Source organism: Brevundimonas sp. GW821-FHT12E07 (assembly GCF_058807035.1).
In genome coordinates this window covers 296,584-321,123 of sequence record NZ_JBXAQH010000001.1, presented here as the reverse complement: position 1 = coordinate 321,123, position 24,540 = coordinate 296,584, and the positions used below count along the sequence as shown (strand labels likewise).

29 protein-coding genes are annotated in these 24,540 nt (G+C 68.8%); 22 read left to right on the top strand and 7 right to left on the bottom strand.

Annotated elements, in window-relative coordinates:
- Nucleotides 1-10 precede the first annotated feature (10 nt).
- Complete coding sequence (locus AC1ROD_RS01590; protein ID WP_492946510.1) at nucleotides 11-829, bottom strand: putative outer membrane beta-barrel protein; 819 nt, start codon at nucleotides 827-829, stop codon at nucleotides 11-13.
- Between the two features lie 108 nt (nucleotides 830-937).
- Nucleotides 938-1,204: a DUF6356 family protein gene (locus AC1ROD_RS01585; RefSeq protein ID WP_492946509.1), complete on the bottom strand. Its 267-nt coding sequence runs from the start codon at nucleotides 1,202-1,204 to the stop codon at nucleotides 938-940.
- A gap of 144 nt (nucleotides 1,205-1,348) precedes the next feature.
- Between AC1ROD_RS01585 and AC1ROD_RS01580 the strand changes: the two genes are divergently transcribed.
- From AC1ROD_RS01580 to AC1ROD_RS01560, 5 genes are all read left to right on the top strand, one after another.
- Entirely contained in the window at nucleotides 1,349-2,539 is a 1,191-nt protein-coding gene (locus tag AC1ROD_RS01580) for an acyl-CoA dehydrogenase (protein WP_492946508.1), read from the top strand.
- A gap of 225 nt (nucleotides 2,540-2,764) precedes the next feature.
- A complete protein-coding gene (locus AC1ROD_RS01575; RefSeq protein WP_492947719.1) occupies nucleotides 2,765-3,565 on the top strand; it encodes a response regulator transcription factor in 801 nt (266 codons plus the stop codon).
- Nucleotides 3,562-5,007 carry a sensor histidine kinase gene (locus AC1ROD_RS01570; protein WP_492946507.1) on the top strand — a complete coding sequence of 482 codons (1,446 nt, stop codon included), beginning with the start codon at nucleotides 3,562-3,564 and terminating at the stop codon, nucleotides 5,005-5,007. The genes AC1ROD_RS01575 and AC1ROD_RS01570 overlap by 4 nt, the downstream gene beginning before the upstream one ends.
- Nucleotides 5,008-5,058: 51 nt before the next feature.
- Nucleotides 5,059-6,540 (top strand): trypsin-like peptidase domain-containing protein, encoded by a 1,482-nt coding sequence (locus AC1ROD_RS01565; protein WP_492946506.1) that lies wholly within the window; start codon nucleotides 5,059-5,061, stop codon nucleotides 6,538-6,540.
- 336 nt (nucleotides 6,541-6,876) lie between these two features.
- Complete coding sequence (locus AC1ROD_RS01560; RefSeq protein WP_492946505.1) at nucleotides 6,877-7,224, top strand: DUF2794 domain-containing protein; 348 nt, start codon at nucleotides 6,877-6,879, stop codon at nucleotides 7,222-7,224.
- A 94-nt stretch (nucleotides 7,225-7,318) separates the two neighbouring features.
- Here AC1ROD_RS01560 and AC1ROD_RS01555 read toward each other — a convergent pair whose 3' ends face one another.
- On the bottom strand, nucleotides 7,319-8,065 hold the full coding sequence (locus AC1ROD_RS01555) for a Bax inhibitor-1/YccA family protein (protein ID WP_492946504.1): 747 nt from the start codon (nucleotides 8,063-8,065) through the stop codon (nucleotides 7,319-7,321).
- Between the two features lie 128 nt (nucleotides 8,066-8,193).
- On the opposite strand from AC1ROD_RS01555, the gene thpR reads away from it, so the two are divergent.
- The 13 genes from thpR to AC1ROD_RS01490 all read left to right on the top strand — a co-directional run bounded on the left by thpR (nucleotide 8,194) and on the right by AC1ROD_RS01490 (nucleotide 18,145).
- Nucleotides 8,194-8,730 carry an RNA 2',3'-cyclic phosphodiesterase gene (gene thpR, locus AC1ROD_RS01550; protein ID WP_492946503.1) on the top strand — a complete coding sequence of 179 codons (537 nt, stop codon included), beginning with the start codon at nucleotides 8,194-8,196 and terminating at the stop codon, nucleotides 8,728-8,730.
- 31 nt (nucleotides 8,731-8,761) lie between these two features.
- Nucleotides 8,762-9,331 carry a NifU family protein gene (locus AC1ROD_RS01545; protein ID WP_492946502.1) on the top strand — a complete coding sequence of 190 codons (570 nt, stop codon included), beginning with the start codon at nucleotides 8,762-8,764 and terminating at the stop codon, nucleotides 9,329-9,331.
- A gap of 114 nt (nucleotides 9,332-9,445) precedes the next feature.
- The gene (locus AC1ROD_RS01540) at nucleotides 9,446-10,057 is read left to right on the top strand and encodes a helix-turn-helix domain-containing protein (protein WP_492946501.1); all 612 of its coding nucleotides are present in this window, start codon (nucleotides 9,446-9,448) and stop codon (nucleotides 10,055-10,057) included.
- A gap of 84 nt (nucleotides 10,058-10,141) precedes the next feature.
- On the top strand, nucleotides 10,142-10,561 hold the full coding sequence (locus tag AC1ROD_RS01535; RefSeq protein WP_492946500.1) for a helix-turn-helix domain-containing protein: 420 nt from the start codon (nucleotides 10,142-10,144) through the stop codon (nucleotides 10,559-10,561).
- 52 nt (nucleotides 10,562-10,613) lie between these two features.
- Entirely contained in the window at nucleotides 10,614-11,357 is a 744-nt protein-coding gene (gene tsaB / locus AC1ROD_RS01530; protein WP_492946499.1) for a tRNA (adenosine(37)-N6)-threonylcarbamoyltransferase complex dimerization subunit type 1 TsaB, read from the top strand.
- Nucleotides 11,354-11,836, top strand: coding sequence for a ribosomal protein S18-alanine N-acetyltransferase (gene rimI, locus AC1ROD_RS01525; RefSeq protein ID WP_492946498.1), 483 nt, complete (start codon nucleotides 11,354-11,356; stop codon nucleotides 11,834-11,836). The genes tsaB and rimI overlap by 4 nt, the downstream gene beginning before the upstream one ends.
- Before the next feature lie 23 nt (nucleotides 11,837-11,859).
- Nucleotides 11,860-12,327, top strand: a complete 468-nt coding sequence (locus AC1ROD_RS01520) for a Fur family transcriptional regulator (protein WP_207869338.1) — start codon at nucleotides 11,860-11,862, stop codon at nucleotides 12,325-12,327.
- A gap of 124 nt (nucleotides 12,328-12,451) precedes the next feature.
- Nucleotides 12,452-13,879 (top strand): tRNA (N6-isopentenyl adenosine(37)-C2)-methylthiotransferase MiaB, encoded by a 1,428-nt coding sequence (gene miaB / locus AC1ROD_RS01515; RefSeq protein WP_492947718.1) that lies wholly within the window; start codon nucleotides 12,452-12,454, stop codon nucleotides 13,877-13,879.
- 1 nt (nucleotide 13,880) lies between these two features.
- A complete protein-coding gene (locus AC1ROD_RS01510; RefSeq protein WP_492946497.1) occupies nucleotides 13,881-14,870 on the top strand; it encodes a PhoH family protein in 990 nt (329 codons plus the stop codon).
- Nucleotides 14,871-14,872: 2 nt separating this feature from the next.
- On the top strand, nucleotides 14,873-15,334 hold the full coding sequence (gene ybeY / locus AC1ROD_RS01505; RefSeq protein ID WP_492946496.1) for an rRNA maturation RNase YbeY: 462 nt from the start codon (nucleotides 14,873-14,875) through the stop codon (nucleotides 15,332-15,334).
- A gap of 24 nt (nucleotides 15,335-15,358) precedes the next feature.
- Nucleotides 15,359-17,005 carry an apolipoprotein N-acyltransferase gene (gene lnt / locus AC1ROD_RS01500; RefSeq protein ID WP_492946495.1) on the top strand — a complete coding sequence of 549 codons (1,647 nt, stop codon included), beginning with the start codon at nucleotides 15,359-15,361 and terminating at the stop codon, nucleotides 17,003-17,005.
- Nucleotides 17,002-17,535, top strand: coding sequence for a helix-turn-helix domain-containing protein (locus AC1ROD_RS01495; RefSeq protein ID WP_492946494.1), 534 nt, complete (start codon nucleotides 17,002-17,004; stop codon nucleotides 17,533-17,535). Before lnt ends, AC1ROD_RS01495 begins: the two co-directional genes overlap by 4 nt.
- 196 nt (nucleotides 17,536-17,731) lie before the next feature.
- Nucleotides 17,732-18,145 carry a helix-turn-helix domain-containing protein gene (locus AC1ROD_RS01490; RefSeq protein WP_207869348.1) on the top strand — a complete coding sequence of 138 codons (414 nt, stop codon included), beginning with the start codon at nucleotides 17,732-17,734 and terminating at the stop codon, nucleotides 18,143-18,145.
- A gap of 64 nt (nucleotides 18,146-18,209) precedes the next feature.
- Here AC1ROD_RS01490 and AC1ROD_RS01485 read toward each other — a convergent pair whose 3' ends face one another.
- Nucleotides 18,210-18,764, bottom strand: a complete 555-nt coding sequence (locus AC1ROD_RS01485; RefSeq protein ID WP_492946493.1) for an S-type pyocin family protein — start codon at nucleotides 18,762-18,764, stop codon at nucleotides 18,210-18,212.
- A gap of 139 nt (nucleotides 18,765-18,903) precedes the next feature.
- Between AC1ROD_RS01485 and coaBC the strand changes: the two genes are divergently transcribed.
- From coaBC to AC1ROD_RS01470, 3 genes are read left to right on the top strand one after another with little or no spacing between them, the layout of a single operon-like run.
- Nucleotides 18,904-20,139 (top strand): bifunctional phosphopantothenoylcysteine decarboxylase/phosphopantothenate--cysteine ligase CoaBC, encoded by a 1,236-nt coding sequence (gene coaBC, locus AC1ROD_RS01480; RefSeq protein ID WP_492946492.1) that lies wholly within the window; start codon nucleotides 18,904-18,906, stop codon nucleotides 20,137-20,139.
- Nucleotides 20,140-20,589 carry a dUTP diphosphatase gene (dut, locus tag AC1ROD_RS01475; RefSeq protein ID WP_492946491.1) on the top strand — a complete coding sequence of 150 codons (450 nt, stop codon included), beginning with the start codon at nucleotides 20,140-20,142 and terminating at the stop codon, nucleotides 20,587-20,589.
- 12 nt (nucleotides 20,590-20,601) lie between these two features.
- The gene (locus AC1ROD_RS01470) at nucleotides 20,602-20,844 is read left to right on the top strand and encodes a hypothetical protein (protein WP_492946490.1); all 243 of its coding nucleotides are present in this window, start codon (nucleotides 20,602-20,604) and stop codon (nucleotides 20,842-20,844) included.
- A 24-nt stretch (nucleotides 20,845-20,868) separates the two neighbouring features.
- Here the strand turns inward: AC1ROD_RS01470 and AC1ROD_RS01465 are convergent, their stop codons facing one another.
- Complete coding sequence (locus AC1ROD_RS01465) at nucleotides 20,869-21,795, bottom strand: DMT family transporter (RefSeq protein ID WP_492946489.1); 927 nt, start codon at nucleotides 21,793-21,795, stop codon at nucleotides 20,869-20,871.
- A gap of 167 nt (nucleotides 21,796-21,962) precedes the next feature.
- Between AC1ROD_RS01465 and AC1ROD_RS01460 the strand changes: the two genes are divergently transcribed.
- On the top strand, nucleotides 21,963-22,331 hold the full coding sequence (locus AC1ROD_RS01460; protein WP_492946488.1) for a hypothetical protein: 369 nt from the start codon (nucleotides 21,963-21,965) through the stop codon (nucleotides 22,329-22,331).
- 168 nt (nucleotides 22,332-22,499) lie between these two features.
- Here AC1ROD_RS01460 and dapB read toward each other — a convergent pair whose 3' ends face one another.
- Both dapB and dnaJ read right to left on the bottom strand, forming a co-directional pair.
- Nucleotides 22,500-23,249, bottom strand: a complete 750-nt coding sequence (dapB, locus tag AC1ROD_RS01455) for a 4-hydroxy-tetrahydrodipicolinate reductase (RefSeq protein ID WP_492034687.1) — start codon at nucleotides 23,247-23,249, stop codon at nucleotides 22,500-22,502.
- Between the two features lie 25 nt (nucleotides 23,250-23,274).
- Entirely contained in the window at nucleotides 23,275-24,477 is a 1,203-nt protein-coding gene (dnaJ, locus tag AC1ROD_RS01450) for a molecular chaperone DnaJ (protein WP_492946487.1), read from the bottom strand.
- Between the last annotated feature and the right edge of the window lie 63 nt (nucleotides 24,478-24,540).

Sequence of the window (24,540 nt, the reverse complement as noted above, 5' to 3'; positions counted from 1 at the left end):
GAGGCTGCTGTCAGAAGCCGACCTGCAGGAAGACCGCCGGGCCGGAGAACTGGTAGGACATGTCGCCCTTCCATTTGTCCTTGTCGATCTGCAGGCCGTAGTCGACGTAGCGATACATGGCGCCCACCCCGACGTTCCTGAACAGGCGATAGGAGATGGTCGCCTGGGCGTTGGTCAGTTCGCCGTCATAGTCGCCGACGCCCAGCGACATATAGTCGAACCGTCCGCCGATGCTCAGCTTCGGCGTGATCCGGTATCCGGCGTAAACGCCCAGCGTCGGCAGGGGCGCCAGGGCGTCTCTCTCGCGACGCACGGCCTGGATGGCGGCCGAACCGATATGGCCCTCGCCCGAAAGCTGGAGGTCGAAGCTCGTCACATGGGCGCCGAGCGACACCCCGACTTCGGCCCGGTCATTGTGGATGAAGGAGTATGCGACGCTGAGCCGATAGACGCTGGTGTCGAACGAACTGGAGAGGGACACCCCGGTCGGATAGGTAACGTCGTCGAACACGATGTCCCGCGAGAGCCCGACGGTTCCGTCGCGGTCGAGGGCGAAATATTCGCCGGTCACCGTCCACCGGCTGCCCAGCCGGGCGCCGACGAAAATGTCCGGCAAGGTCTCGCGATCGGCGAGGTTGAGGTCGGATTCCAGACTGATGTCCGTGCCGACCGCGCCGTTCGGCGAGGAGACTTTCACATGGGTGTCGATGTTCGGCTTGAAGGCCGAGGCCTCGAACCAGAAACGGTCTTCCAAAGCCTGGGCGTTCGCGGAAGTCGCGCCCGCCAGAGACAGGAAGCCGGCGGCGGCGAGCAGGGCGATGTTTTTCATCGAAAGTCCTCGGCGGTCGAAGCCGGGGATCGCGGCGCCGCTTGCCGGGACAGTGTGCCCGACGCCCTGAGGCGCCTATCAGGTGGATTACCGACTAGAGGCCGGGGCCTAGAGGCCCGGGTCCCAGACCCCCGCGTCGCGCATCCGGCATTCGCGCGCCTCCTCGGCGCGGCCGCCCAGGTCGCGAGCCATGACCCTGATCTCGTCCGAGACGGCGGTCTTGCACACGCCCGGGACCAGTCCATGCAGGAAGGCGGTCGCCGACAGCCGGGCCAGCCGCATCCCCATGCCGAAGGCCGTCGCCGAATGCTCCAGATAGGTTTCGCCCACCTCGCGCGGATGGTCGGCGAACAGGATCTTCAATCTGCGGATCATGAAAGGACCTCCTGGACGTCGGGCCAGCCCCTACCCGACGCAGCCATTCTGCCCTAAACCGCGAACAACAACAGGGGCCGGATCGTCACGACGCGTCACGATCCGCTGAACGCCCTGAAACACATAGAGACCGGGACGATTCACATGGCCGACGGCGCCGCATCCGCAGCTCAGACCTTCAAATGGGACGACCCGTTCGATCTCAACGGCCGGCTGACCGAGGACGAACGCGCCATTCAGGAGGCGGCCCGGTCCTATGCCCGCGAGAAGCTGTTGCCCCGCGTCGTCGCCGCCTTCCGTGACGAGACCTTCGACCGGTCAATCATGACCGAGATGGGCCAGATGGGCTTCCTCGGCGCGACCCTGCCGGAGCAGTACGGCGGTTCGGGCGTCAGCCACGTCGCCTACGGCCTGATCGCGCGCGAGATCGAGGCGGTTGATTCGGGCTATCGCTCGGCCATGAGCGTCCAGTCGTCGCTGGCCATGTATCCGATCTACGCCTTCGGCTCCGAAGAACAGAAGATGCGCTTCCTGCCCCGGATGGCGGCGGGTGAGCTGGTCGGCTGTTTCGGCCTGACCGAGGCCGACGGCGGTTCGGACCCGGCCTCGATGAAGACGAAGGCCGAGGCGGTCGAGGGCGGCTATCGCCTGAATGGCGGCAAATACTGGATCACCAACTCGCCCATCTCGGACCTCGCCGTGGTCTGGGCAAAGCTCGACGGCATGATCCGCGGCTTCATCGTCGAGCGCGGGTTTGAGGGCTTCACCACCACCAAGATCGGCGACAAGCTGAGCCTGCGCGCCTCGATCACCGGCGACATCGGCCTGACCGACGTCTTCGTGCCCGAGGCCAATCTGCTGCCGGGCGTGAAGGGTCTGCGCGGACCGTTCAGCTGCCTGAACAAGGCCCGCTACGGCATCGCCTGGGGGGCGATGGGCGCCGCCGAATTCTGTTTCCACGCCACGCGCGACTATGTCGGCGAGCGGATGCTGTTTGGCCGCCCCCTGTCCTCGCGCCAGCTGGTGCAGAAGAAGCTGGCCGACATGCAGACCGAGATCTTCCTCGGCTTCGAGGGCGCCTATGCCCTCGGCCGTCTGCTCGACACCGGTGCCTGGGTGCCGGAGACCATCTCGATGATGAAGCGCAACAACTGCGGCAAGGCCCTGGCGATCGCCCGCGAGGCCCGCGACATGCACGGCGGCGCCGGGATCACCGGCGAACTCCACGTCATGCGCCACGCCATGAACCTCGAGACCGTCAACACCTATGAAGGCGCCCACGATGTCCATGCCCTGATCTTGGGCCGGGCCATCACGGGCGAGAGCGCTTTCTAAGCGGGGGCGCGATCCTCCCCCATCGGGGGAGGGGGACCGCGAAGCGGTGGAGGGGGCCAGCGGCGCACGCCGCACCCGGATCGAGCCCCCTCCGTCTTCTCGCAAGCGCTCGAAGCCACCTCCCCCATCGGGGGAGGATCGAGGTCAGAAACCGTCACCTCGCAGACCATTGTCATTCCCACCCCACGCCGTATCGTCGGTCGCTGAGGGAGTGCGGGCGTGACCATGGATCTCGAGACGGAATCGGCGGAGCAGGCCTTCGCGGCCATGACCGCCATGTTCGACGGCCGTCGCGCCCTGCTGCTGGAGGACGATCCGGACCTGTCCGAGCACGTCGCCGACCGGCTGCTGCGCTCCGGCTTCGCAGCCGTAGACCGGGTCGATAGCGGGGAGGCGGCGCTGCAGGCCTGTGCATCCGGGGCCTATGACGTCCTGATCCTCGACCGGCTGACGAAGGGCCTCGACGGGCTGGAGACCCTCAAGCGGCTGCGCGCCTCGGGCGGCCCCTGCGCCGACACGCCCGCCCTTATGCTGACGGCGCTGGGCGGCGAGCGGCAGAAGGTCGAGGGGCTGCTGGGCGGCGCCGACGACTATCTGGCCAAGCCCGTCGGTGATGAGGAATTGTTGGCGCGGATCGGCTGCCAGATCCGCCGCACGGCCCGTCACGCCCGGCCCGCCGGGGCCGACATCCTGAACGGCCCCTTCCGCCTGTCGCCCGGGGCGCGGACGCTGAAGCTGGAGACCGACGCCGGCGCCCGCCTCATCGACCTGTCGCCGCTGGAGTTCGCCATCGTCCAGGAGCTGATGACCGCGCGCGGCCAGCCCGTGACCAAGACCATGCTGTGGGACCGCTGCTGGGTGGAGTGGAAATTCCTGCCCGAGAATTTCGTCAACATCATCGACGCCCGCATCAGCGCCCTCAGGCGTCGGCTCAAGGAACAGGCGCCGGAGGTCGGCGAGGACCTGCATCCGCTGATCGTCTCGGCGCGCAGCCAGAGTCTGATCTTCCGCGACCTCGACCGTTGATCCGCGCTCTTCGCGACTGGCTGGCGCGACGTACCTCGACCCAGCTCGCCTCGGCCCTGGCGGTGCTGGCGGCCCTCGCCCTGACGGGGTCTCTGGTCCTGACCGGGCAGGCGGTGCGTATGGACCAGCGTCAGCAGGCGGCCCTGTCGGCGCTCGACGACTATGCCGCCATGGTTTCCAAACTGGGGGTCGAGACCGACTTCAACCCGTCCGAACTGACCGCCGGGGACGCCGCCTATCTGTCGGCCTGGCTGGGCGCCTTCCAGAGTGGCCCGGGCCGCGACGCGGGGTCCCTGGAAGAGACCTGCCGCACCGGCCGGGGCGGGGCCGGGGTCCGCTACATCCGTGCGCCCGTGGGCAAGCCCGCCGGTCTGGCCGCGCTGGAGACCGCGCCGCGCGAACGCCTGCCGCGGCTCGGCGACAATGTCTGGCGGGTGAAGCTGGCGCGCGGCGAACTCTGTCCGGGCCGGACGGTCGAGGCCGTGGTCGTGCGCCGTACGGTCGGGTCGCTGAACATCATCGTCGGCCGGGTCGTCGATCCGACCGGTCGGGCGCTCGGCTGGGCGGTGCTGGCCGTAGCCCTGACCGGGGCGGTCATCCTGATTTCGGGTCTGGCCGCCGCCGCCTTCGCCCGCCGCCGCCTGACGCTGGCCATCACCGGCGTCAGCCAGGCCCTGGACCGCGCCGCCGTCGGCGACTTCTCGGTACGCGCGCCCGAGGTCGGGGTCGCGCCCGAACTGACCGAGTTGACGGTTCAGGCCAACCGAACCCTGGACCGGCTGGAGGAGCTGCTGAGCTGGCTGCGGGATTCCGCCGACCAGCTGGCCCACGACTTCCGCACCCCGCTGGCGCGCGCCACCGCCCGGATGGAGCGGCTGGCCGAGACAAGGGACGCCGACGAACGCAGCCGTCTGGGGCTGGAGGCCGCCCATGACCTCAAGGCCCTGAGCCGGGCGATGAACGAGGCCATGGCCCTGCGCGAAGGCGAGGCCTGGCTGTTCGAGGAAGTGCGGCTGGACGAACTGGCCGAGGCGGTCGCCGAACTCTACGAACCCCTGGCCGAGGCCCGGGGCGTGGTCATTCGGGTCGAACGGCCCGGCGGGCCGGTGACGGTCCTGGGCGTCCGCTCCCTGCTGCAGCGGGCCGCGGCCAATCTGGCGGACAATGCGGTGAAGTTCTCGCCCGACGGCGGGACCGTGACCCTGAGGGCTTTCATCACGGCCGGGAAGCCTGCCCTGTCGGTGCGCGATCAGGGCCCGGGGCTCGATCCCCGACTTCTGTCCGACCCGGCCCTGAGGGTGGCCTCCGCCGAGGCCGGAGGGCGCGAAAGCCATGGTCTGGGCCTGACCTTCGTCGCCGCCGTCCTGCGCCGTCACGGGGCGGAAATGACGATTGATGACGCTGCGCCGGGGACCATCGTCACGGCGCAATTCTCGCGCTAGGTTGAGGTCCGGCCGCCCGCGAGGACGCGTCGCGCCCGGGGGAAAGACTTGATGTCACGTTCGGTTTTGAAGGCGGGTTCGGCCGTCGCTCTGGTCCTGCTGACCCTTCCCGGCGCGGGCCTGGCCCAAACCCCCAAGCCAACGCCCCCCGCCGCGACCGCGCCGGCGCCGACCCAGACGCCGCCGACGCCCTACCGCGCGCCGCGCCCCGCGGCCGCCCCTGCGCCGGCCAGCCGGACCCCGCAATTCCCCCTGCCCTATGACGAGCGTCGCGGGGTCTTCACCTTCGCCACCGGTCTGGAACGGTCCCTGCCCGCCGTGGTCCAGGTGACGACGCTCGGGTCCTCGCGCGGCCCGACCACCGGCGAAAACGAGCCCAAGCCCCTGCAGAGCGGCTCCGGCGTCATCATCGACGCGCGAGAGGGCATCATCGTCACCAACAACCATGTGGTCGACGGCGGCACCAAATTCACCGTCGACATGACCGACGGCCGGCTGTTCGACGCCACCCTGGTCGGGGTCGACAAGGCCACCGACGTCGCGGTGCTCAAGATCGAGGCTCCGCATCTGTCGCAGGTCGAGATCGTCGATTCCGACACCCTGAGGACCGGCGACCTGGCCTTCGCGGTCGGCTATCCGCTGGGCCTCGACCAGACCCTGACCATGGGCGTCATCTCGGGTCTGGGCCGTTCGGGTCTCGGCGATGCGGTCGAGGACTATATCCAGACCGATGCGGCGGTGAACTCGGGCAACTCGGGCGGGCCGCTGCTGGACAGCCGGGGGCGTCTGATCGGCATCAACACCTCCATCCTGTCGGGCGGCTCTGACCCTCTGGGCATGGGGGCGACCGGCGGCAATGACGGCATCGCCTTCGCCGTCCCGACCCGTATCCTGATGTTCGTCGTCGGCCAGATCCGCGAACACGGCGAGGTCACGCGCGGCAAGATCGGGGCGGTCATGGGCTCCCTGACCGCCACCCGGGCGCGGGCCTTCGGTCTGGGCATTGTGCGCGGCGCCGTGGTCGAGGACGTGGCGCCCGGCTCTCCGGCCGAGGCGGCCGGCCTGCAGAAGAACGACATCATCACGCGCATCCAGAACCGCCCGGTGGCCAACGCCGGCTCGGTCCAGGCCACGGTCGGCATCGCCCCCCCGGGCACCCGCCTGCCGATCGTCTATCTACGCGACGGCCATGAGCACACCACGGCCCTGACGGTCGCCACCGCCGAGCCGGTGCGGGTCGCGGTCGGCAAGACCGCCATCGAGGCCTTCGGGGCCCAGTTCCAGACGCTCCCGCCGGTAGAGACACCGAAGGATGACACCGCGCCGCAGACGGGTGTGCTCGTCGTTTCAGTCGAGGGCGGCTCCGACGCGGCCCAGCACAAGCTGGCGGCCGGCGACATCGTGACGAAGGTGGGCGAGGTCGAGATCGCCGATCTGGCCGGCCTGGCCGCGGCCCTCGAAGCCGATCAGGGCATGACGACCCTGACGGTCAAGCGCGGCGAGGAAACGGTGGAGATCAACGTCGGAGAGTGATCCCCGACGACGCTTTCCTCGACCCCGACCCCGGACGCCGGACAGCAAAACGCCCGCTGCGCCGGAGGGGGGAGGGGGGCGGCAGCGGGCGTCTCGCTTGGAGGAAGCGTCGGCCCGACGGAGCCCGTTGCTGGAAACATCCAGGGGGGCTGGGGGGGCTGTTCAGGATCCGGGACGCTTCCGAACTCCGTCTGGCCGACACTGGCTGTTTCGCCGGGCAAGCGGGCCGTGACTGGACCGAAACGGGGCCATTTCGTGTCGCCGCCGATTATTTTCAGGACGAACTGTTCCGCTTCAGCGCTGGCGTTTGGACGATAGCGGCCTAACTTGATCAGGATGAGCTTCGATCCGAACACGACCGGTCCCGACGGCCAGCCCTCACCGGGGCCTGTCTTCTTCCATCGGAAGGAGCTCGACCTGATCCTGAGCGTCTACGGCCGGATGGTCGCGGCCGGGGAATGGCGCGACTACGCCATGGTCGGCCACAAGGACGTCGCCGAGTTCGCCATCTTCCGCCGCTCGGGCGACGCCCCCCTCTACCGGATCGAGAAACGTCCGGCGCTGCAGACGCGGCAGGGCCAGTGGGCCATCATCGGGGAGGGCGGAATGGTGCTCAAACGCGGCCGCGAGCTGGACCAGGTCCTGCGCGTCTTCGACAGCCGCAAATTCCAGATCGTGGAATAGAAAAAGGCCCCGGCGTTTCCGCCGGGGCCTTCATTCTGTTTGGGCTACCGCGCCTTGCGCTGCTTGAGCCCGATGGTCCGGCTTCCGCCTGACCTCAGCGACGACCGCCCGTGAAGGCGAGCAGGAACTGGAACAGGTTGATGAAGTTGATGAACAGGTTCAGGGCGCCGAAGCCCGTCGCCACGCCCATCGCCTGCTGGTCGCCGCCCAGCTGGTAGTACGTCATCTTCAGCCGCTGCGTATCGAAGGCGATCAGACCCGAGAACAGCAGCACGCCGACGCCGCTGATGATCAGATACATCGTCTGCGACTGCAGGAAGATGTTCACGACCGAAGCGATGATCAGGCCGATCACCCCCATGATCAGGAAGGTCCCGATCGGCGACAGGTCGCGCTTGGTCACATAGCCGAACAGGCTCAGGCCGCCGAAGGCCGCCGCCGTGATCAGGAAGGTCGAGGCCAGCGACTGGCCGGTGTAGCGCAGGAACAGGATGCCGAGGCCCGCGCCGATGGTCGAGACAACGGCCCAGTACAGCAGGTTCACCCCGCCCGCGGTCGGATTCTTCATGAAGAACATCGAGCCGAACAGCATGACCAGAGGCGAGAACTGGACGATCATGCCCAGCATGGTCAGGCCGAGCCGGCCGTCGGGACCATAGCCGAACAGCAGACGCTGCACCTCCGGCACATTGCCGGTGACCCAGGCCAGCACGCCGGCGACCACGAGGCCGAGGGCCAGCTTGTTATAGACGCCCAGCATGAAGCTGCGCAGTCCGGCGTCGACCGACATGTCGGCCGAGGCGGGCGCCACATTGGTGAAACCGTTTCTGAAGTCGCTCATCGCGAGATCAATCTCCACTTGGACCGGAGCAAGCCCCCGGCCTTTGACTGAAATATCGGGGTCTGAACCCCGCCATGCAAGGGAATGTGCGCTTTCCCGCGTCGATCCGCCCCGCTACCAAGGGTCGCATGCTTCGCCTGTTCACCGCCCTGCCCGTCCCCTGGGACGTCGTCGAAACCCTGAAACGGCGCCAGACCGGCCTGCCGGGCGCGAAATGGCGGCCGGAAGAGGCCCTGCACATCACCCTGGCCTTCTACGGCGAGGTGCCGGAGCGTCAGGCCGACGATCTGGCGGGCGAGTTGTCGCGCATCCCGGTCGATCCGTTCGAAATCGTGCTGAAAGGCGTGGGGTCCTTCGGCGACGCCCACCGCGCCGACACCCTCTGGGCCGGGGTCGAGCCCAATGAGAAGCTCAATGTCCTGGCGGGTCGATGCAAGGCGGCGGCCGAACGGGCCGGAATCCACATGGAACCCCGCGTCTACAAGCCCCACCTGACCCTGGCGTACCTCAAGACCCAGACCAATCCGGACCGGATCGGCGCCTGGGTCTCCAACCACAATCTGCTGCACTCGCCGCCGATCCGCATCGACCGCTTCGGCCTCTACTCCAGCACCCTGACCGATCACGGCAGCGAATATGAGCTGGAGCAGTCCTACCCGTCTTGAACAGGAGCGCGCCTGAGCGCATCTGCAGGCCATGTTCATCCAGACCGAACCCACGCCCAATCCCAATGTGCTCAAGTTTCTGCCGGGACGCGCCCTTCTTGCTGAGGATGGGGCCCCGCTGGGCGCGCGCGAGTTCCTGACCGTCGATCAGGCCGCCGCCTCGCCCCTGGCCGAGGCCCTGTTCCAGCTCGAGGATGTCGCCGGCGTCTTCTTCGGCGCCGACTATGTCTCGGTGACCAAGGCCGCGCATGGTCTGGACTGGTCGGAGATGAAGCCGCCGATCCTGGCCGCCATCATGGACCACTTCACCTCGGGCGCCCCGCTGATCCGCACCGAGGAAGCCGTCGCCGACACCAGCGAGGACACCGAGATCGTCGCCGAGATCAAGGCCCTGCTCGACAGCCGCATCCGTCCGGCCGTGGCCCAGGACGGCGGCGACATCCTGTTTGATTCCTTCGACGAGGACAGCGGCGTGCTTTCGCTGCGCATGCGCGGCGCCTGCGCCGGCTGCCCCTCCTCCTCCGCCACCCTCAAGGCCGGGGTCGAGCAGATGATGAAACACTACGTCCCGGAAGTGACCCGGGTCGAGCAGGTGATCTAAGCAAGCGCGCTATCGCTCGCCCCGGACCAGGTCCGGGGCTCGCTGCTTGAGCGCGGGTTTCATTGAAACCAATTCGTTCTGGCCGCCTGCCCGCAAGCCTGTCATCGTGCGGCCATGCCCCGCTTCGAACAGGACAGCGACGTGCGCGCCCTCGGCGAGGCCCTGGCCGTCCTGCGTCGCGAGCGGGGCCTGAGCCAGGCCGAGGCCGGCGCACGGCTCGACATGACCAGCCAGGGCTGGGGCCTGTATGAAGCCGGCAAACGGCCCGGCCTGTTCCGTCCCGACGTCCAGCGCCGCCTGACCGCCGCCCTCGACGCCAGCCCCGAAGACCTCGCCCTCGCCGCCGCCCGGATCACCGCCGATGCGCCGGCCGCACCGGTGAGCAGGGGCGTCGAAAGCGGCGGACGCGGCTGGACCGGACCGCCCCACATCCGACTTCCCGCCCCGCCCTCCGCGACCGAGCGCCTGCAACTCTCCAACGACGACCTTGCCCCGTGGGCCGCCTCGGGCGTGGTGCTGGAATTCGATCCGGACCGCTGGCCGCGCCGGGATCAGGGCTGTGTCATCGACCTGACCGACGGCTCACGCCTGATCCGCCTCTACGACCGCGCCGACGCCGACCGTCTCTATCTGCGCGGCGGCCCCGGCGGTCTGGACGCCGAGACCGTGCTGGACCGGTCCCGCGCCGCCCGCGTCGCCGCCGTCATCGCCCGCCTCGATCCCTGATTATCGGAGTGATGAAACGAATAAGTTGCAACCGGTTTCGTTTCATGAAACTCTCCCATTCGGATCGAGCGGGAGGGACAGTCGATGCCGAGAACGCCGGACCGGGTGGACGCCTTCGTCGGGGCCCGCATCGCCCAGCGACGTGCGGCATTGGGCCTGTCGCAGCAGGGGCTCGCCGACCGGCTCGGCATCAGTCCGCAGCAGATCCAGAAATATGAGGCCGGGACCAACCGGGTCTCGGTCTCGCGCCTGCACCGGATCGCGACCGTCCTGGGCGCCACGACCGCCGGCTTTTTCCCACCGCCCGCGCCCGACCCGGGGCGGGAAGAACCGCCGGGCGGAGCCCTCGGGGCGGACGCCGCCGAGGCGGAATGGCTGACGGGCCTGCGCTTCCTGACCGCCAGCCCCGAGGGGCGGGCCGTGGCGACCGGTTTCGGCCTGATCGAGAGCCGCGACGCCCGGCGCGCGGTCGCGACCATCGTGGAGGCGCTGGCGTCGAGGTAAGCGTCGGGGAGCCCCCTCGCCTTCCCGGCCGCGCGCGGATAGAGGTCCGCCCATGAAGGTCCTCGTCATCGATACGGCGCTGAACGCCTGCACCGCCGCCGTCTTCGACGGCGACAAGCCTCTGGGCGTGCGCGTCGAACCCATGGCCAAGGGGCATCAGGAGCGGATCGGCGGCCTGGTCCGCGACGCCGTCGCCGAAGCCGGCGGCTTCGACGGCATCGAACGCATCGGCGTCACCGTCGGACCCGGCTCCTTCACCGGCCTGCGCGTCGGCCTCGCCTTCGCCCAGGGGCTGGGCGCGGCGCTGGGCGTGCCGGTCGTCGGCGTCTCGACGCTGGCGGGACTGGCGCGGTCGAAGCAGAACTGGTGGCGTGCCACGGATATCGAACCCCCGCACATCGCCGCCGCGATCGATGCTCGCCGTGGCCAGGTCTACCTCCAGATCTTCGATGAGAGCGGTCCAACCTCTCCGCCCCAGGCCCTCGCCGTAGAGGCGGCCGCCGCGAACTTCGGCGGCGAGGTCGAGGGCATCTGGTCCTTTGTCGGCAGCGGCGCCCCTTTGGTCCTGATGGCCCCGCCCTCGTCCTGGCCCGCTCCGTCGCCGGAAGCACGGGAGCGGTTTGCGGCGGAGAGCGCCGCCGACCTGATCACCGTCCCTACGCCTGCCGCCCTCGCGGCCCTGACCATCGCCGCCGACCCGGCGACCTCGCCGCCGACGCCGCTCTATCTGCGCGCGCCCGACGCGACCCCGCCGACCCGCCTGCCCGGTCAGGCGCGGCCTGCGAAGCCGTCGTGACTGATTCGTCCTCCACGACTCCCGGCGAAGCCCTGAGCGTCGCCTCCGGCCCGGAGGTCGCGCCCGACCTCGCCGTCCTCCATGCCGAGGCCTTCCACGCCCCTTGGGACGACGCCGCCTTTCAAAGCCTTCTCGGTCAGGCCGGGGTCTTTGCGGTCACCGCACCGGACGGCTTCATCCTGTGCCGGGTCGTGCTGGACGAGGCCGAAATCCTGACCCTGGCCGTCCGCCCGGCCGCCCGCCGCGCGGGTCTCGGCGCCCGCCTGACACAGGCCGCAGCGGACTTCGCCGCCCGCGCCGGCGCCGAACGCCTGTTCCTCGAGGTCGCCGAGGACAATGAAGCCGCCCGCGCCCTCTACGCCCGGCTCGGGTTCGAACAGACCGGCCGGCGCAGGAACTATTACGAAAAATCGGACGGAGGCCGCGTCGACGCGCTTCTTCTTGCGCTTGCATGGCCGGAGCGACTTCCCTCGCGGTGACGCTGCCTCTATCTTGTCGAACCATGGACCGGATCGAAAAGCTTTGCGCCGAACGCGGCATGCGTATGACCGAGCAGCGGCGCGTCATCGCGCGGGTGCTGTCGAACGCCGAGGATCATCCGGACGTCGAGGAGCTGTACCGCCGCGCCTCCGCCATCGACCCCCATATCTCGATCGCCACCGTCTACCGGACCGTGCGGCTGTTCGAGGAAGCGGGCGTGGTCGAGAAGCACGATTTCGGCGACGGCCGCAGCCGCTATGAAGAGGCCGGCGACGACCACCACGATCATTTGATCGACACCCGCACGGGCGAGGTCATCGAATTCTTCGACGCCGAGATCGAGCGGCTGAAGACCGAGATCGCCGAACGCCTCGGCTTCCAGCTGGTCGGGCACAAGCTCGAGCTCTACGGCACGGCCATCGAAGGCGCCGAGCCGTCCAAGCGCGAAGGCCTGATCTTCACTCGTCACGGCGCCCGCCACGACCACTGAGCGGCCCGGTTCTTTCGGGCGAGTGGCGCAAAGCCCCACAGCCCCTTATTAAGAACAAATGACCGAGACCCTCGTCGCGCCCCTCGGCGCCACGCCCTCTGAAGCCGGGCCCCCTGAAGCCGGGATGGGAGAGACGCCGCCCAAGCGTCTCTTCATCAAGACCTACGGCTGTCAGATGAACGTCTATGATTCCGAGCGCATGGCCGACGTCCTGCGCCCGCTCGGCTATGCGACCACGGATACGGCCGAGGGCGCCGACTTCGTCATCCTGAACACCTGCCACATCCGCGAGAAGGCGGCCGAGAAGGTCTATTCCGAACTCGGCAAGATGCGCGAGATGCGGGACAAGAAGCTGGCCCGCGGCGAGGGCCGCATGACCATCGCCGTCGCCGGCTGCGTCGCCCAGGCCGAGGGCGAGGAGATCATGCGCCGCCAGCCGGCCGTCGATCTGGTCGTCGGGCCCCAGGCCTATCACCAGCTGCCCGAGCTTCTGACCCGCAACGCCCGGGCGCGCGGCGAGCGCATCGGCGCCGACTTCGCCCCCAATGAAAAGTTTGACGCCCTGTCGGCCGAGGGCGCCGCCGCGCGCGGGGTCAAGGGCCCGACCGCCTTCCTGACCGTGCAGGAGGGCTGCGACAAGTTCTGCACCTTCTGCGTGGTGCCCTATACGCGCGGCGCCGAATGGTCGCGCCCGGTCGCCGACATCCTCGCCGAGGCGCGCGGTCTGGCCGACAAGGGGGTGCGCGAGGTCACCCTGCTGGGCCAGAACGTCAATGCCTATGACGGCGAGGGCGCGGATGGCGCCTGGACCCTGGCGAAGCTGGCCTGGGCCCTGGCCGAAATCCCCGGCATCGACCGCATTCGCTATACGACCAGCCATCCCAACGACATGTCCGACGACCTGATCGCCGCCCATGCCGACCTGCCCGCCCTGATGCCCTGGCTGCACCTTCCGGTTCAGGCGGGCTCGGACCGGATCCTGCGGCTGATGAACCGCAAGCACGGACGCCAGAAATACATCGACCTGATCGCCCGCATCCGCGGGGCCCAGCCGGACCTGGCCCTGTCCGGCGATTTCATCGTCGGCTTCCCGGGCGAGACGGACAAGGATTTCGAGGACACGATGGATCTGGTCCGTCAGGTGAATTACGCCTCGGCCTTCTCCTTCATGTATTCGCCGCGTCCCGGCACCCCCGCCGCCGGCATGGGGGCCCAGGTGCCGGACGCCGTGGCGCGCGAGCGGCTGCAGGCGCTCCAGACCCTGCTGTTCGAACAGCAGACCGCCTTCAACGCCTCGCGTGCGGGTATGACCTCCGACGTCCTGTTCGAGAAGAAGGGCCGCCACGGACATCAGGCCATCGGCCGCTCGCCTTGGCTCCAATCGGTCCACGTCGACGACGCGGATCATCTGCTCGGCCAGATCGTTCCGGTCGAAATCATCAGCGGGCAACAGAACAGTTTGACGGGTAGACTTTTGACCAACGAAGCAGCGCTCAAGCAGCAAGCGACCGCGTCGCGCGCGGTAGCGCCCTCGGCCGACAGGCCGATCTAGAATGGCGAGAGAGAGTGAGTTCCTGGAGCTGGACGACGACGCCCTGCACGCCGTCATCGGGCCCAACAGCCGTCACGTCGCCCTGATCGAGGACGCGTTCAAGGTGCTGATCGAGGCGCCCGGCGGCGGGGTGTCGATCAACGGCGGCGCCCGCGACCGGGCCAACGCCAAACAGGTCATCGAGACCTTGGCCGGCCGGATCGCCCAGCGCGCCGAGGTCAATGAGGCCGACGTCCGCGCCGCCATCGGCGTGGCCCGCACCGGCGTGTCCGGCGGCGGCCGTCGCGTCGATCCTCTGGCCCTGCCCATCGGCCGACGCGGCGCCATCGTGCCCAAGACCGACGCCCAGGCCCGCTATCTGGACGTGCTGGCCAATCACGAACTGAGCTTCGGCGTCGGCCCGGCGGGCACCGGCAAGACCTTCCTCGCCGCCGCCTACGGCGCCTCCCTGCTGCGGCGGGGACAGGTGGACCGGCTGGTCATCACCCGCCCGGCGGTCGAGGCGGGTGAGAAGCTGGGCTTCCTGCCCGGCGACCTCAACGAAAAGGTCGACCCCTATCTGGCCCCGATCTGGGAGGCGCTGAACGACATCCTCGGGGCCGAGGACGTCCAGCGCCGCCGCGACAAGGGCGAGATCGAGGCCGCCCCCATCGCCTTCATGCGCGGCCGCACCCTCAGCCACGCCTTCATCATCGTCGACGAGGCCCAGAACACCTCGCGGCTGCAGATGAAGATGGTCCTGACCCGTCTCGGCGAAGGCGCGCGGATGGTGGTCACCGGCGACCCGAGCCAGATCGACCTTCTCAATCCCCGCGATTCGGGCCTGGCCCATGCGCTCCGCATCCTGCGCGATGTGAAGGGGGTCGGGGTGCTGGAGTTCGAGGCCCGCGACGTGGTCCGCCACGCCATGGTCGAGCGGATCGTGCGCGCCTATGACGCCGATGCGGCGGGCAGCCGTCCCAAGGCTGACCTCGAAGATCCGGCGGCCTGATCGTGATCGAGGTCGAGATCGAGGTCGACGACTGGACCGACGCCCTGCCGGAGGCCGAAGCCGTCGTCGAACGGGCCGCGACCGCTGCGCTGGGGGATACCGAGGGCGGCCTCGTCGTCCTGCTGACCGACAACGGCGCGGTTCAACTGCTCAACGCCCAGTTCCGCGACAAGGACCGGCCGACCAATGTCCTGTCCTTCCCGGGCGGGGACATGCCGATGCCCGGGGAGCCGCCGCATCTGGGCGACATCGTCCTGGCCTTCGGCGTCTGCCGCGACGAGGCGCAGGCACAGGGGAAAAGCCTCGCCAACCATCTGACCCATCTTGTCATCCACGGGACCCTGCACGTTCTCGGACGCGACCATGAAGACGAGGCCGAGGCCGAGGCGATGGAGGCCGAAGAGCGCACCCTGCTTGCCAGCCTGGGCGTGGCGGACCCATACATCCTGCCTGACGACCTCTGAATCGCCTCCAGTAAAACGGGCCGCATGACCTCCGAACCCCTGGCCGACCTGCCCGTCCACGACCTCGCCGCCGGGAGCGAGAAACGGCGTCGGCTGATCCTGCGTCTGGGCCGCATCGGCCTGGCGCTTCTGGCCGGGGTCGGGGCGGCGCTGGCCCATCCGCCGTTCGGGGTCCTGCCGGGCCTGCTCGGCTATCCGCTGCTGATGCTGCTGGCCGAAAGGTCGGAGACGAAACGCGGCGCCTTCTGGATGGGCTGGCTGGGCGGCTTCGCCTATTTCTTCATCTCCTGCTGGTGGGTCGCGGAGGCCTTCCAGGTCGATCCGTCCCAGGCCTGGATGGCGCCATTTGCAGCGAGCTTGCTGCCCGCCGGCCTCGGCCTGTTCTGGGGCACGGCGCTGGCGCTGTATCGCCGGTTCGCGCCCGCAGGCGTCGTCCGCGTCCTCGTCTTCGCCGCCCTGTTCTGCCTGCTGGAATGGCTGCGCGGCCATGTCCTGACCGGCTTCCCGTGGAACCCGGCGGGCGCCAGCTGGAAGGCCGGGTCGGCCGGGTCGCAATTCGCCTCCGTCGTCGGGGTCTATGGTCTGGGCTTCGTCACCGTCGCCGCCGTCTCGGCCTTCGCCCCACTGCTGGGGCCGGGTACGCGCGAGCGCCGAGCCGCCTCGGCCCTGATCGGCGCCGGCGTGCTTCTGGCTCTCGTGATCGGCGGGATGATCCGGCTGCATGGCGCAAAGGTCGAGCTGTCGCCGACGCTCATCCGCATCGTTCAGGCCGATGTGGCCCAGGAATCGAAATGGACCTCGGAGGCCTATCAGGGGATCGTCGACCGCTATCTGAACCTGACCGCCCGACCGGGTGAAGGCGGCCTGCCCGACGTGGTCGTCTGGCCCGAGGGCGCCCTGCCCGCCAGCGCCAATCAGGTCTTCGCCGACGGCGCGCCCGAGGCCACCGCCATCGCCCGCGCCCTGCAGCCCGGCCAGACCCTGCTGATGGGCCTCGCCCGCGGCGAGCCCTCGCCGAAGCCGGGGGCGCCCGACCGCTATTTCAACAGCCTGTTCGCCCTGCATGACGAGGGCGACGGACCGGGCCTCAGGGTCACCGGCATCTATGACAAATACCGGCTGGTGCCCTTCGGCGAATATCTGCCGCTGGGCGATCTGATGGGGGCGCTGGGCATTCGCAGCCTGGTGCATATGCCGTCGGACTTCAGCGCGGGTCCGAAGCCGGCGCCCATCGACCTGCCCAACGCCCCGCGCGTCCAGCCCCTGATCTGCTACGAGAGCCTCTATCCGGGCTTTACTCCGGGCGGCGCGAAGCGGCCGTCGTGGATCGCCAATGTCTCCAACGACGCCTGGTTCGGGCGCACGTCCGGGCCGCTGCAGCATCTGAATCTCGCCAGCTACCGCGCCATCGAGACGGGCCTTCCCGTGGTGCGCGCCACCCCGACCGGGGTCTCGGCGATGATCGACGGCTGGGGTCGACTGGTTCCCGGCAAACGGCTGGACCCGGGCGAGAGCGGGGTCATCGACGCCTTCCTGCCGCGTCCGGCGCCCGCCACCCTCTATGGCCGCGTCGGCGACCTCTTCTTCTGGCTGACGGTCCTGGCCAGTCTGGCGATCTGCCTGCCCTGGCGCCGGCTGGGCTCGCCCGGCGACGCGAAGGCGGCGCCATGAAGGGAACAGGGGAGCGGCAGGAGACCGAGCGGACGCGTCATGTCGATGCGGCCGTCAGCCGCCGCTTCCGCGAACTGCGCGAGGCCTTGGGCCTGACCCGCCGCCAGGTCGCCGCCGACATGGGCGCCTCCGAGGGCCGCTGGCAGGGCTACGAAAACGGCCAGCGGATTCCCGCCTCGCGCATCTGGCAGTTCTGCCGCCGATACGGGCTGGACGTTTCCGAGGTTTACGCCGGACTGCCCTTCACCATCGGCCCCGTGGCGAAGGCCGGGAGCGATGGCGCTGGCGGAGCCCGTGCGACCGCTGCGACGCAAGAGCCCGCGGCCGGCTTCGCCCCGGGCATGGCGGAAGACGGGACGGCGTTCGAGGCGCCGTCCGGAAACGTGTCCGGAAACCCGCGCGATCCGATGTCCGACGAACAGTCCCTGCGCGCCATCGCCGAAGTCGCCGCCGCGCTGAGCCCTCTGGAACGAAATCTGGCCCTCGCCGCCCTACGGGGGATTCGCTCGCATAAGGCGAAAAGCCTCTGAACTTTCTCGTTTTTGCATATGGTACGTTTCGTACCTGATACCCATTCGCGGCTGGCAGCGCGGAATCCGCGAAAAATGATGCCTAAAGGTTGCAACCGGATGTGAAGCGCCGCCGTATGTATATTATTGGGTGACAGCCGCCGAAACGCGGCGCATCAAAACTGTCGCGTTAGTACGCGGATACGGCGAGAGAAAAATGGCTAGAGGCGCAGGCGAAGACGGACCTCATCCCGTCGACCGTCACGTGGGCAGACGAGTATGCGAAAAGCGTATTAGCCTGGGGTACAATCAGAGCGATCTGGGACGGGCCCTGGGTCTGACCTTCCAGCAGATCCAGAAGTACGAGAAGGGCGCCAACCGCATCTCGGCGTCCAAGCTCTGGGACATCGCCCGCTTCTTCAAGGTCGACATCGGCTATTTCTTCCAGGGCCTGGCCCAGGGACAGCCGGGCATGGCCGAAGACGGCGCCGCCGCCTTCGATCATGATTTCCCCTCGACCCGCTATTCGATCGAGATCTCGCGTCTGGCGCCGCAGCTGTCGAACCGGCAGCAGAAGCTCGCGCTCGACCTGATCCGCGAAATGACCGACCGCCCCGAGGAAGAGGCCTGATCCGCCTCACCGGCCCGGCCCCGTTGCGGGCCGCCGGTCCCTCCGCCTCCGGTCGCCGCCGTCGCTAATTCGACGCCGCGCCGGAGCCTGTGCTTGTCCCTGCGTTCCGGCGCACGCCGAAGTTGGGCGCCCGTTCCTTCTGCTGGGCCCAGTAGGCGGGACCGTCGTCCGGCTTGAACATGGTCCGCGGCGTACCATCCCGAGCGACCACGGCGAAGGTGTTGGTTGAGGCCTGATAGTAGAGGGTGTCGCCGTTCGGGCGCTTCGCGGTGTCCGCCCCCGCCGGCGGATTGTCGGCGAAGGCCTTCATCCGCGCCGCATAGTCCTCGGCCGACCGCGCCCCGAAGGCGGCGCCGTTGCGTTCATAGAGCCGGACGATCTTGGCGTCCGCCGTCTCGCGCCGGTTGGCGGTGACCGCCCCCTTTTCCGCCGCCCCGCCAGCCGGTTCTGCGCCCACCGTCTCGGCCTGGGCCGGGCCGCCGAGCGCCGCCGCGGTAAGAACCGCCCCCGCCTCTCCGGCCCGATCCCGCGTCTGAACCGCTGACGGCCCGTTGTCGCACCCGCCCGCCAGCAGAAGACCCGCGCCGACGACCAGCGCCGCCCCGGTCCTGATGATCATTCTGTCCATCCAACCCTCCCTTGCATCGCTGAACGCAGTTATGCATAGGTTGCATGTTCCCGCAATGTTCTTTTTTGCGGTTGTACCCCCTCCCCGACCCCGCCTCGACGGCGAAGGGCGGTCCGGCTAGAGAAGGCCCATGACCACAGGCGCTCTCCAGTCCCGCAAGATCCTGCTGATCGTCGGCGGCGGAATCGCCGCCTACAAGGCGCTGGAGCTGGTCCGGCTGATCAGAAAGGCCGGGGGCGAGGTCCAGACCATCCTGACCGCCTCGGGCGCCGAGTTCGTCACCCCCCTGTCCCTCGCGGCCCTGACCGGCCATCCCGTGCGCCAGACCCTGTTCGCGCCCGAGGACGAGACGGCCATGGGCCATATCGAGCTGTCGCGCTGGGCCGATCTGGTCGTCGTCGCCCCCGCCACGGCCGGCCTGATCGCCAAGGCCGCCAACGGTCTGGCCGACGACCTGGCCTCGACCACATTGATCGCCACGGACAAGAAGACCCTTCTGGCCCCGGCCATGAATGTGCGCATGTGGCTGCACCCGGCGGTTCAGGCCAATGTCGCCCGGCTGAAGGGCTTCGAAGGCTTCCACGGCATGGCTGTGGTCGGTCCCGACGACGGGGAGATGGCCTGTGGCGAATACGGGCCGGGCCGGATGGCCGAGTCCGCCGCCATCCTAGACAAAATCCTCGATCTGCTGACCGGTCCGGACGGCAGGCCTCTGATGGGCCGCAGGGCCGTCGTGACGGCCGGTCCGACCTTCGAGGCCATCGACCCCGTGCGCGGCCTGACCAACCGCTCCAGCGGCAAACAGGGCTACGCCATCGCCTCGGCCCTGGCTGGCCTCGGCGCCGAGGTGACGCTTGTGTCCGGCCCGACGGGCCTGCCGGTTCCGGTCGGCGTGACCCGCGTCGATGTCGAGAGCGCGCTGGAGATGAAGGCCGCGACGGAAGCGGCGCTCCCCGCCGACATCGCCGTCCTCTCGGCCGCCGTCGCCGACTGGCGCATCGACACCATTGCCGGCGGCAAGATCAAGAAGGGTCCGGGCGGCCCGCCGACCCTGGCCCTGATCGAGAACCCCGACATCCTGGCGGGCGTCGCCGCCCCCGGTCCCAACCGCCCCGCCCTGGTCATCGGCTTCGCCGCCGAGACCGCGGATCTGGAGGCCAACGCCCGCGCCAAGCTGTCGAGGAAGGGCTGCGACTGGATCGTCGGCAACGACGTCTCCGACGACGTCTTCGGCTCGGACGGCAACGCCGTGCTTCTGGTCACCCGCGAGGGGACCGAAGGCTGGCCGCGCCAGCCCAAGACCGCCATCGCCCGAGCCCTCGCCGCCCGGATCGCCGACCACTTCCAAATCGACGGAAATGCCTGAATGACCACCCTGCGGATCCAGCGCCTGCCCCATTCCGAAGGGCTGGCGCTGCCGGCCTATGAGACGACCGGTTCGGCCGGGATGGATTTGCGCGCCGCCGTGCCCGCCGATGCGCCCCTGACGCTGGTCCCCGGCGCCCGGGCGCTGGTGCCCACGGGCCTCAAGATCGCCCTGGAGCCCGGCTGGGAGGCCCAGGTGCGCCCGCGCTCGGGTCTGGCGCTCAAGCACGGGATCACCTGCCTGAACTCCCCCGGAACCATCGACAGCGACTATCGTGGCGAGGTGGGGGTGATCCTGATCAACCACGGCGCCGAGCCCTTCGTGATCCAGCGCGGCGAACGCATCGCGCAAATGGTCATTGCGGCCCATGCCCAGGCCCTGATCGCCGAGGTCGACAGCCTGGACGAAACCGCGCGCGGCGCAGGCGGCTTCGGCTCGACGGGGCGCTAGACGGGGTATTCGATGGACGCCGCCGATCTCTGGCAGAGCCGCCTTTTCGACCTCGTCCATGCTTTGGGCGGCGAGCTGAAGGGCCTCCACAAATCCAATCCCTGGCCGGAGCAGACCGTGCTCGACGAGGCCATAACGGCGCTCGCCACGGAGCTTTGGGATCAGGGGTTCAGCGAAACCGAGATCAGGACCGCGTTCGAGACGGCGGTCCGACTGCTGCCGGCCTATACCGCTGGCGAAGACCTCAGGCCTTAGGGCGGCGCCCCTGAACCGGCGCCCCTAGACCGGCGCGGACGTCGTCTGGATCATCCGGTCCTTGCTGCGCCTGTGCTCGCGCCAGACGGTGTAGAGACCGCTGGCGGCGATCAGGACGCCGCCGACCAGGGTGTTCAGGCTGGGCGGGCTGTTCATCAGCCACCAGCCGAAGATCACCGCCCCCACGATCTGCAGATAGTCGAACGGCGCCACCGTCGCGACCGGCGCGGCCTTGAGCGAGGCGGCCGAGGCCAGCTGGGCCAGGGCCCCGGCGAAGCCGCCCGCGGCCAGCAGCCCATAGGTGGTCAGGTCGTGCCAGCGGCCGAAGAACGGCAGCATCAGCCCGCCCACGACCACCGAGGCCGAGAAGAACCAGAAGACGATCGCCGCCACATGTTCGGTGTCCTTGAGCTGGCGCAGGGTCACGGTCACCCCGGCCGTGCCGAGCGCGGCCAGCAGGCCGAAGACCACCCCGATCGGCGGCGGCGCGTGGCCCGTTCCGGGCCTCAGAACCACGGCGACGCCGATGAAGCCCACCAGCACCGCCACCCAGCGATGCCGCCCGATGACCTCCTTCAGGACCAGGGCAGCCAGAATGGTGGCGAAGATCGGGGCGGTGAAGCCGAGCGTCGCCGCGTCGGGCAGGGTCAGCAGGGTCAGGGCCTGGAAGGTGCACAGGATCGAGGCGATGCCCAGCGCGCTGCGGAAGAGATGCGCCCAGGGCCGCTCCGTCCCCAGCACCTTCACCCCGCCGTGCATGGTCAGGACCCAGACCAGCACCACCGGCAGGCCGAACAGGGCGCGATAGAACAGCATCTCGGGCGCATTGACCCCATGGGTCGTCGCCAGCTTGAGCACCGCCGACATGATCGAGAAGAAGCCCGCCGAGGCGATCCTCAGGGCGATGCCGAACGCAATCCGGTCGGTGTGCGCCGCAGCGGTCCCGCTCATGCTTTCAAGGCCTTGCCGTTCATCCGGGCTCTCTAGCGGAGCCGTGCGCCGCTGTCCGGTTGAAATCGCGCCCTCATGGCGGGAGCGAATCCGCAAGACTGGCGTTAACCCTGCTTCATGCGGCCAAGCTGCGTTTCCGGCAGGCCCCCAAACAGGAGCGGTGCGTGATGGAAAACTTCCTCGATCAGATCGGTTCGCTTCTGAGCGGCCTGTTCGCCCTGGCCCAGGGCGGGTTTGACGGCGTCAATCAGGTGGTGGGGCTGATCATCGCCCTGATCGCGGCCCTGGTGATGCCGGCCTGGCGCAGCCTGTGGGGCACGGCGCTCGGCGCCGTCATCGTCGACCGTCTGGTGGTCATGCTGCGTCCGGCCCTGGACGGTGGCCAGATCGCCCTGCCCGACATCATGACCATGGGCTTCTGGATGACGGCGCTCGCGCTGTTCCTCGGCTATGCGATCGTGATCGCGATCTTCTTCTTCCTGAAGACCATTCTTACGGGATCAGCCTTCCGGTCGCATCGCGCGCACGCTCATTGATATTGGGCCGCTAACGCGGCGCGCTACGCTCGGCTCGCGGAGTCTCGCTACTTGAGCGCAATCGGCAGCCCATTGCCGTCAAAGGTGAGGGAAGCCGCGCTCAAGCAGTGAGCGACCGAGTCGCGAACGTAGCGCGTCGCTCAGCGACCCAAACAAGGATCAGACAGGCTACGCCTGTCTGAAGCCAAGCACGTCCTGCATGTCGTAGAGGCCGGGGCGGCGCGTGCGGACCCAGGCGGCCGCAGCCACCGCGCCCTTGGCGAACAGGCTGCGATCGATGGCCGAGTGGCTCAGCGTCAGGGTCTCGTCCTTGGAGGCGAACAGCACAGTGTGTTCGCCGACGATGCCGCCGCCGCGGATGGAGGCGAAACCGATCTTGCCCGGCTCACGCTCGCCGGTGATGCCGTCATAGGGCTTCTGACGGACCTCCTCGAGGTCGTGGCCGCGCCCGTTGGCCGCCGCCTCGCCCAGCATCAGGGCCGTGCCCGAGGGGGCGTCGACCTTGAGCCGGTGATGGGCCTCGATCACCTCGATGTCCCAGTCGCGCGCGTCCAGCCGCAGGGCGGCGTGCTCGACCAGACCGATCAGGATGTTGACGCCCAGCGAATAGTTGCCGCTGCGCACGATGGCGACCTTTTCTGCCGCCTTGACGATGCGGGCGTCCTGTTCGGGCGAAAAGCCGGTCGAGCCGATGACCAGGGCCGGGCCGCCGCGTTCGGCCGCCAGTTCGGCGAGCGCCGTCGAGGCCTCGGCCGTCGAGAAGTCGATGACTACGTCACACAGGCTCAGGTCGGGGGTCTCGCCCCAGTCGAACCGCACCGCGACCATGACATCGTCGCGCTCGTCCAGGACCTGATCGACCGCACGGCCCATCCGGCCGCGTGCGCCGGAGATACCGGCATGAAAGATTCCGCTCATCGACGCACTCTAAGCACGAACCGGCTTACGCCGCAGTCTCTTTCGAGGGATCCGGCTCGGAACCGAGAATATCGGCCCAGAAGCGCTTGGCCTTGCCGGCGAAGGAGGTGTTGCGCGGGTTCTGGCTCTCGCCGAACGACTGGGCCAGTTCCTGCATCAGCTCCTTCTGGCGCGGGGTCAGGTCGGTCGGGGTCTCGACGAACAGCTCGACCACCAGATCGCCGCGCTGGCGGCCGTTCAGGTGGGGCATGCCCTTGCCCTTGATGCGGACGGTCTTGCCGGTCTGGGCGCCGGCGGGAACGACCACCGGGGCCTTGCACTGGCCGTCGCAGGCTTCGGAGACCAGGCAGGGCGCCTCGATCTCGCCGCCCAGGGCCGCGACCGTCATCGGCACCGGCACGGTGCACAGGAGGTCGAGGTTGTCGCGCTCGAACAGCTCGTGCGGCTGCACCGACAGGAAGACATAGAGGTCGCCGCGCGGACCGCCCCGCTGGCCGGCGTCGCCCTCGCCCGTGAGGCGAATGCGCGAGCCGTCGTCCACCCCCGCCGGAACCTTCAGGTTCAGGGTGCGGGTCTTGCGGACCTGACCGTGGCCGTGACAGGTCGTGCAGACATCGGCCTGCGAAATCTTCTGGCCGGCGCCGCCGCAGCTCGGGCAGGTGCGCTCCACCTGGAAGAAGCCGTTGGCCTGACGCACCCGGCCCTGACCGGCGCAGGTCGAACAGGTGGTCGGCTTGGAGCCCTTTTTGGCGCCCGTGCCCTCGCAGGTTTCGCAGGTCAGGGTCGAGGGGACCGAGATCTCGACCTCGGCGCCCTTGTAGGCCTGCTCCAGGGTGATCTCGAGGTCGTAGCGCAGGTCCGAGCCGCGACGCGGGCCGTTGTTCTGCCGACCGCCGCCGCGTCCGCCGAAGACGTCCCCGAACGCGTCGCCGAAGACCTGGGAGAAGATGTCGTTGACGTCGTGGAAGCCCTGCTGGCCCCCGCCGAAGCCGCCGCCCCCGCCGCCGTTCACGCCCGCATGGCCGTAGCGGTCATAGGCGGCGCGCTTCTGCTCGTCCGACAGGACGGTATAGGCCTCGGAGATTTCCTTGAACTTCGCCATGGATTCTTCGGAGCCGCCGTTGCGGTCCGGATGGTGGATCATGGCCAGTTTGCGATAGCTGGATTTCAGACCGGCGGCGTCGATAGTCCGCTCGACCTCCAGAATCTCGTAATAGTCACGCGCCATCGGGCGAACTCGTCCTCTATCCCTTGTCGGTCCGGCGTCGCCTCTGCGGGCGATCGGCGCGGT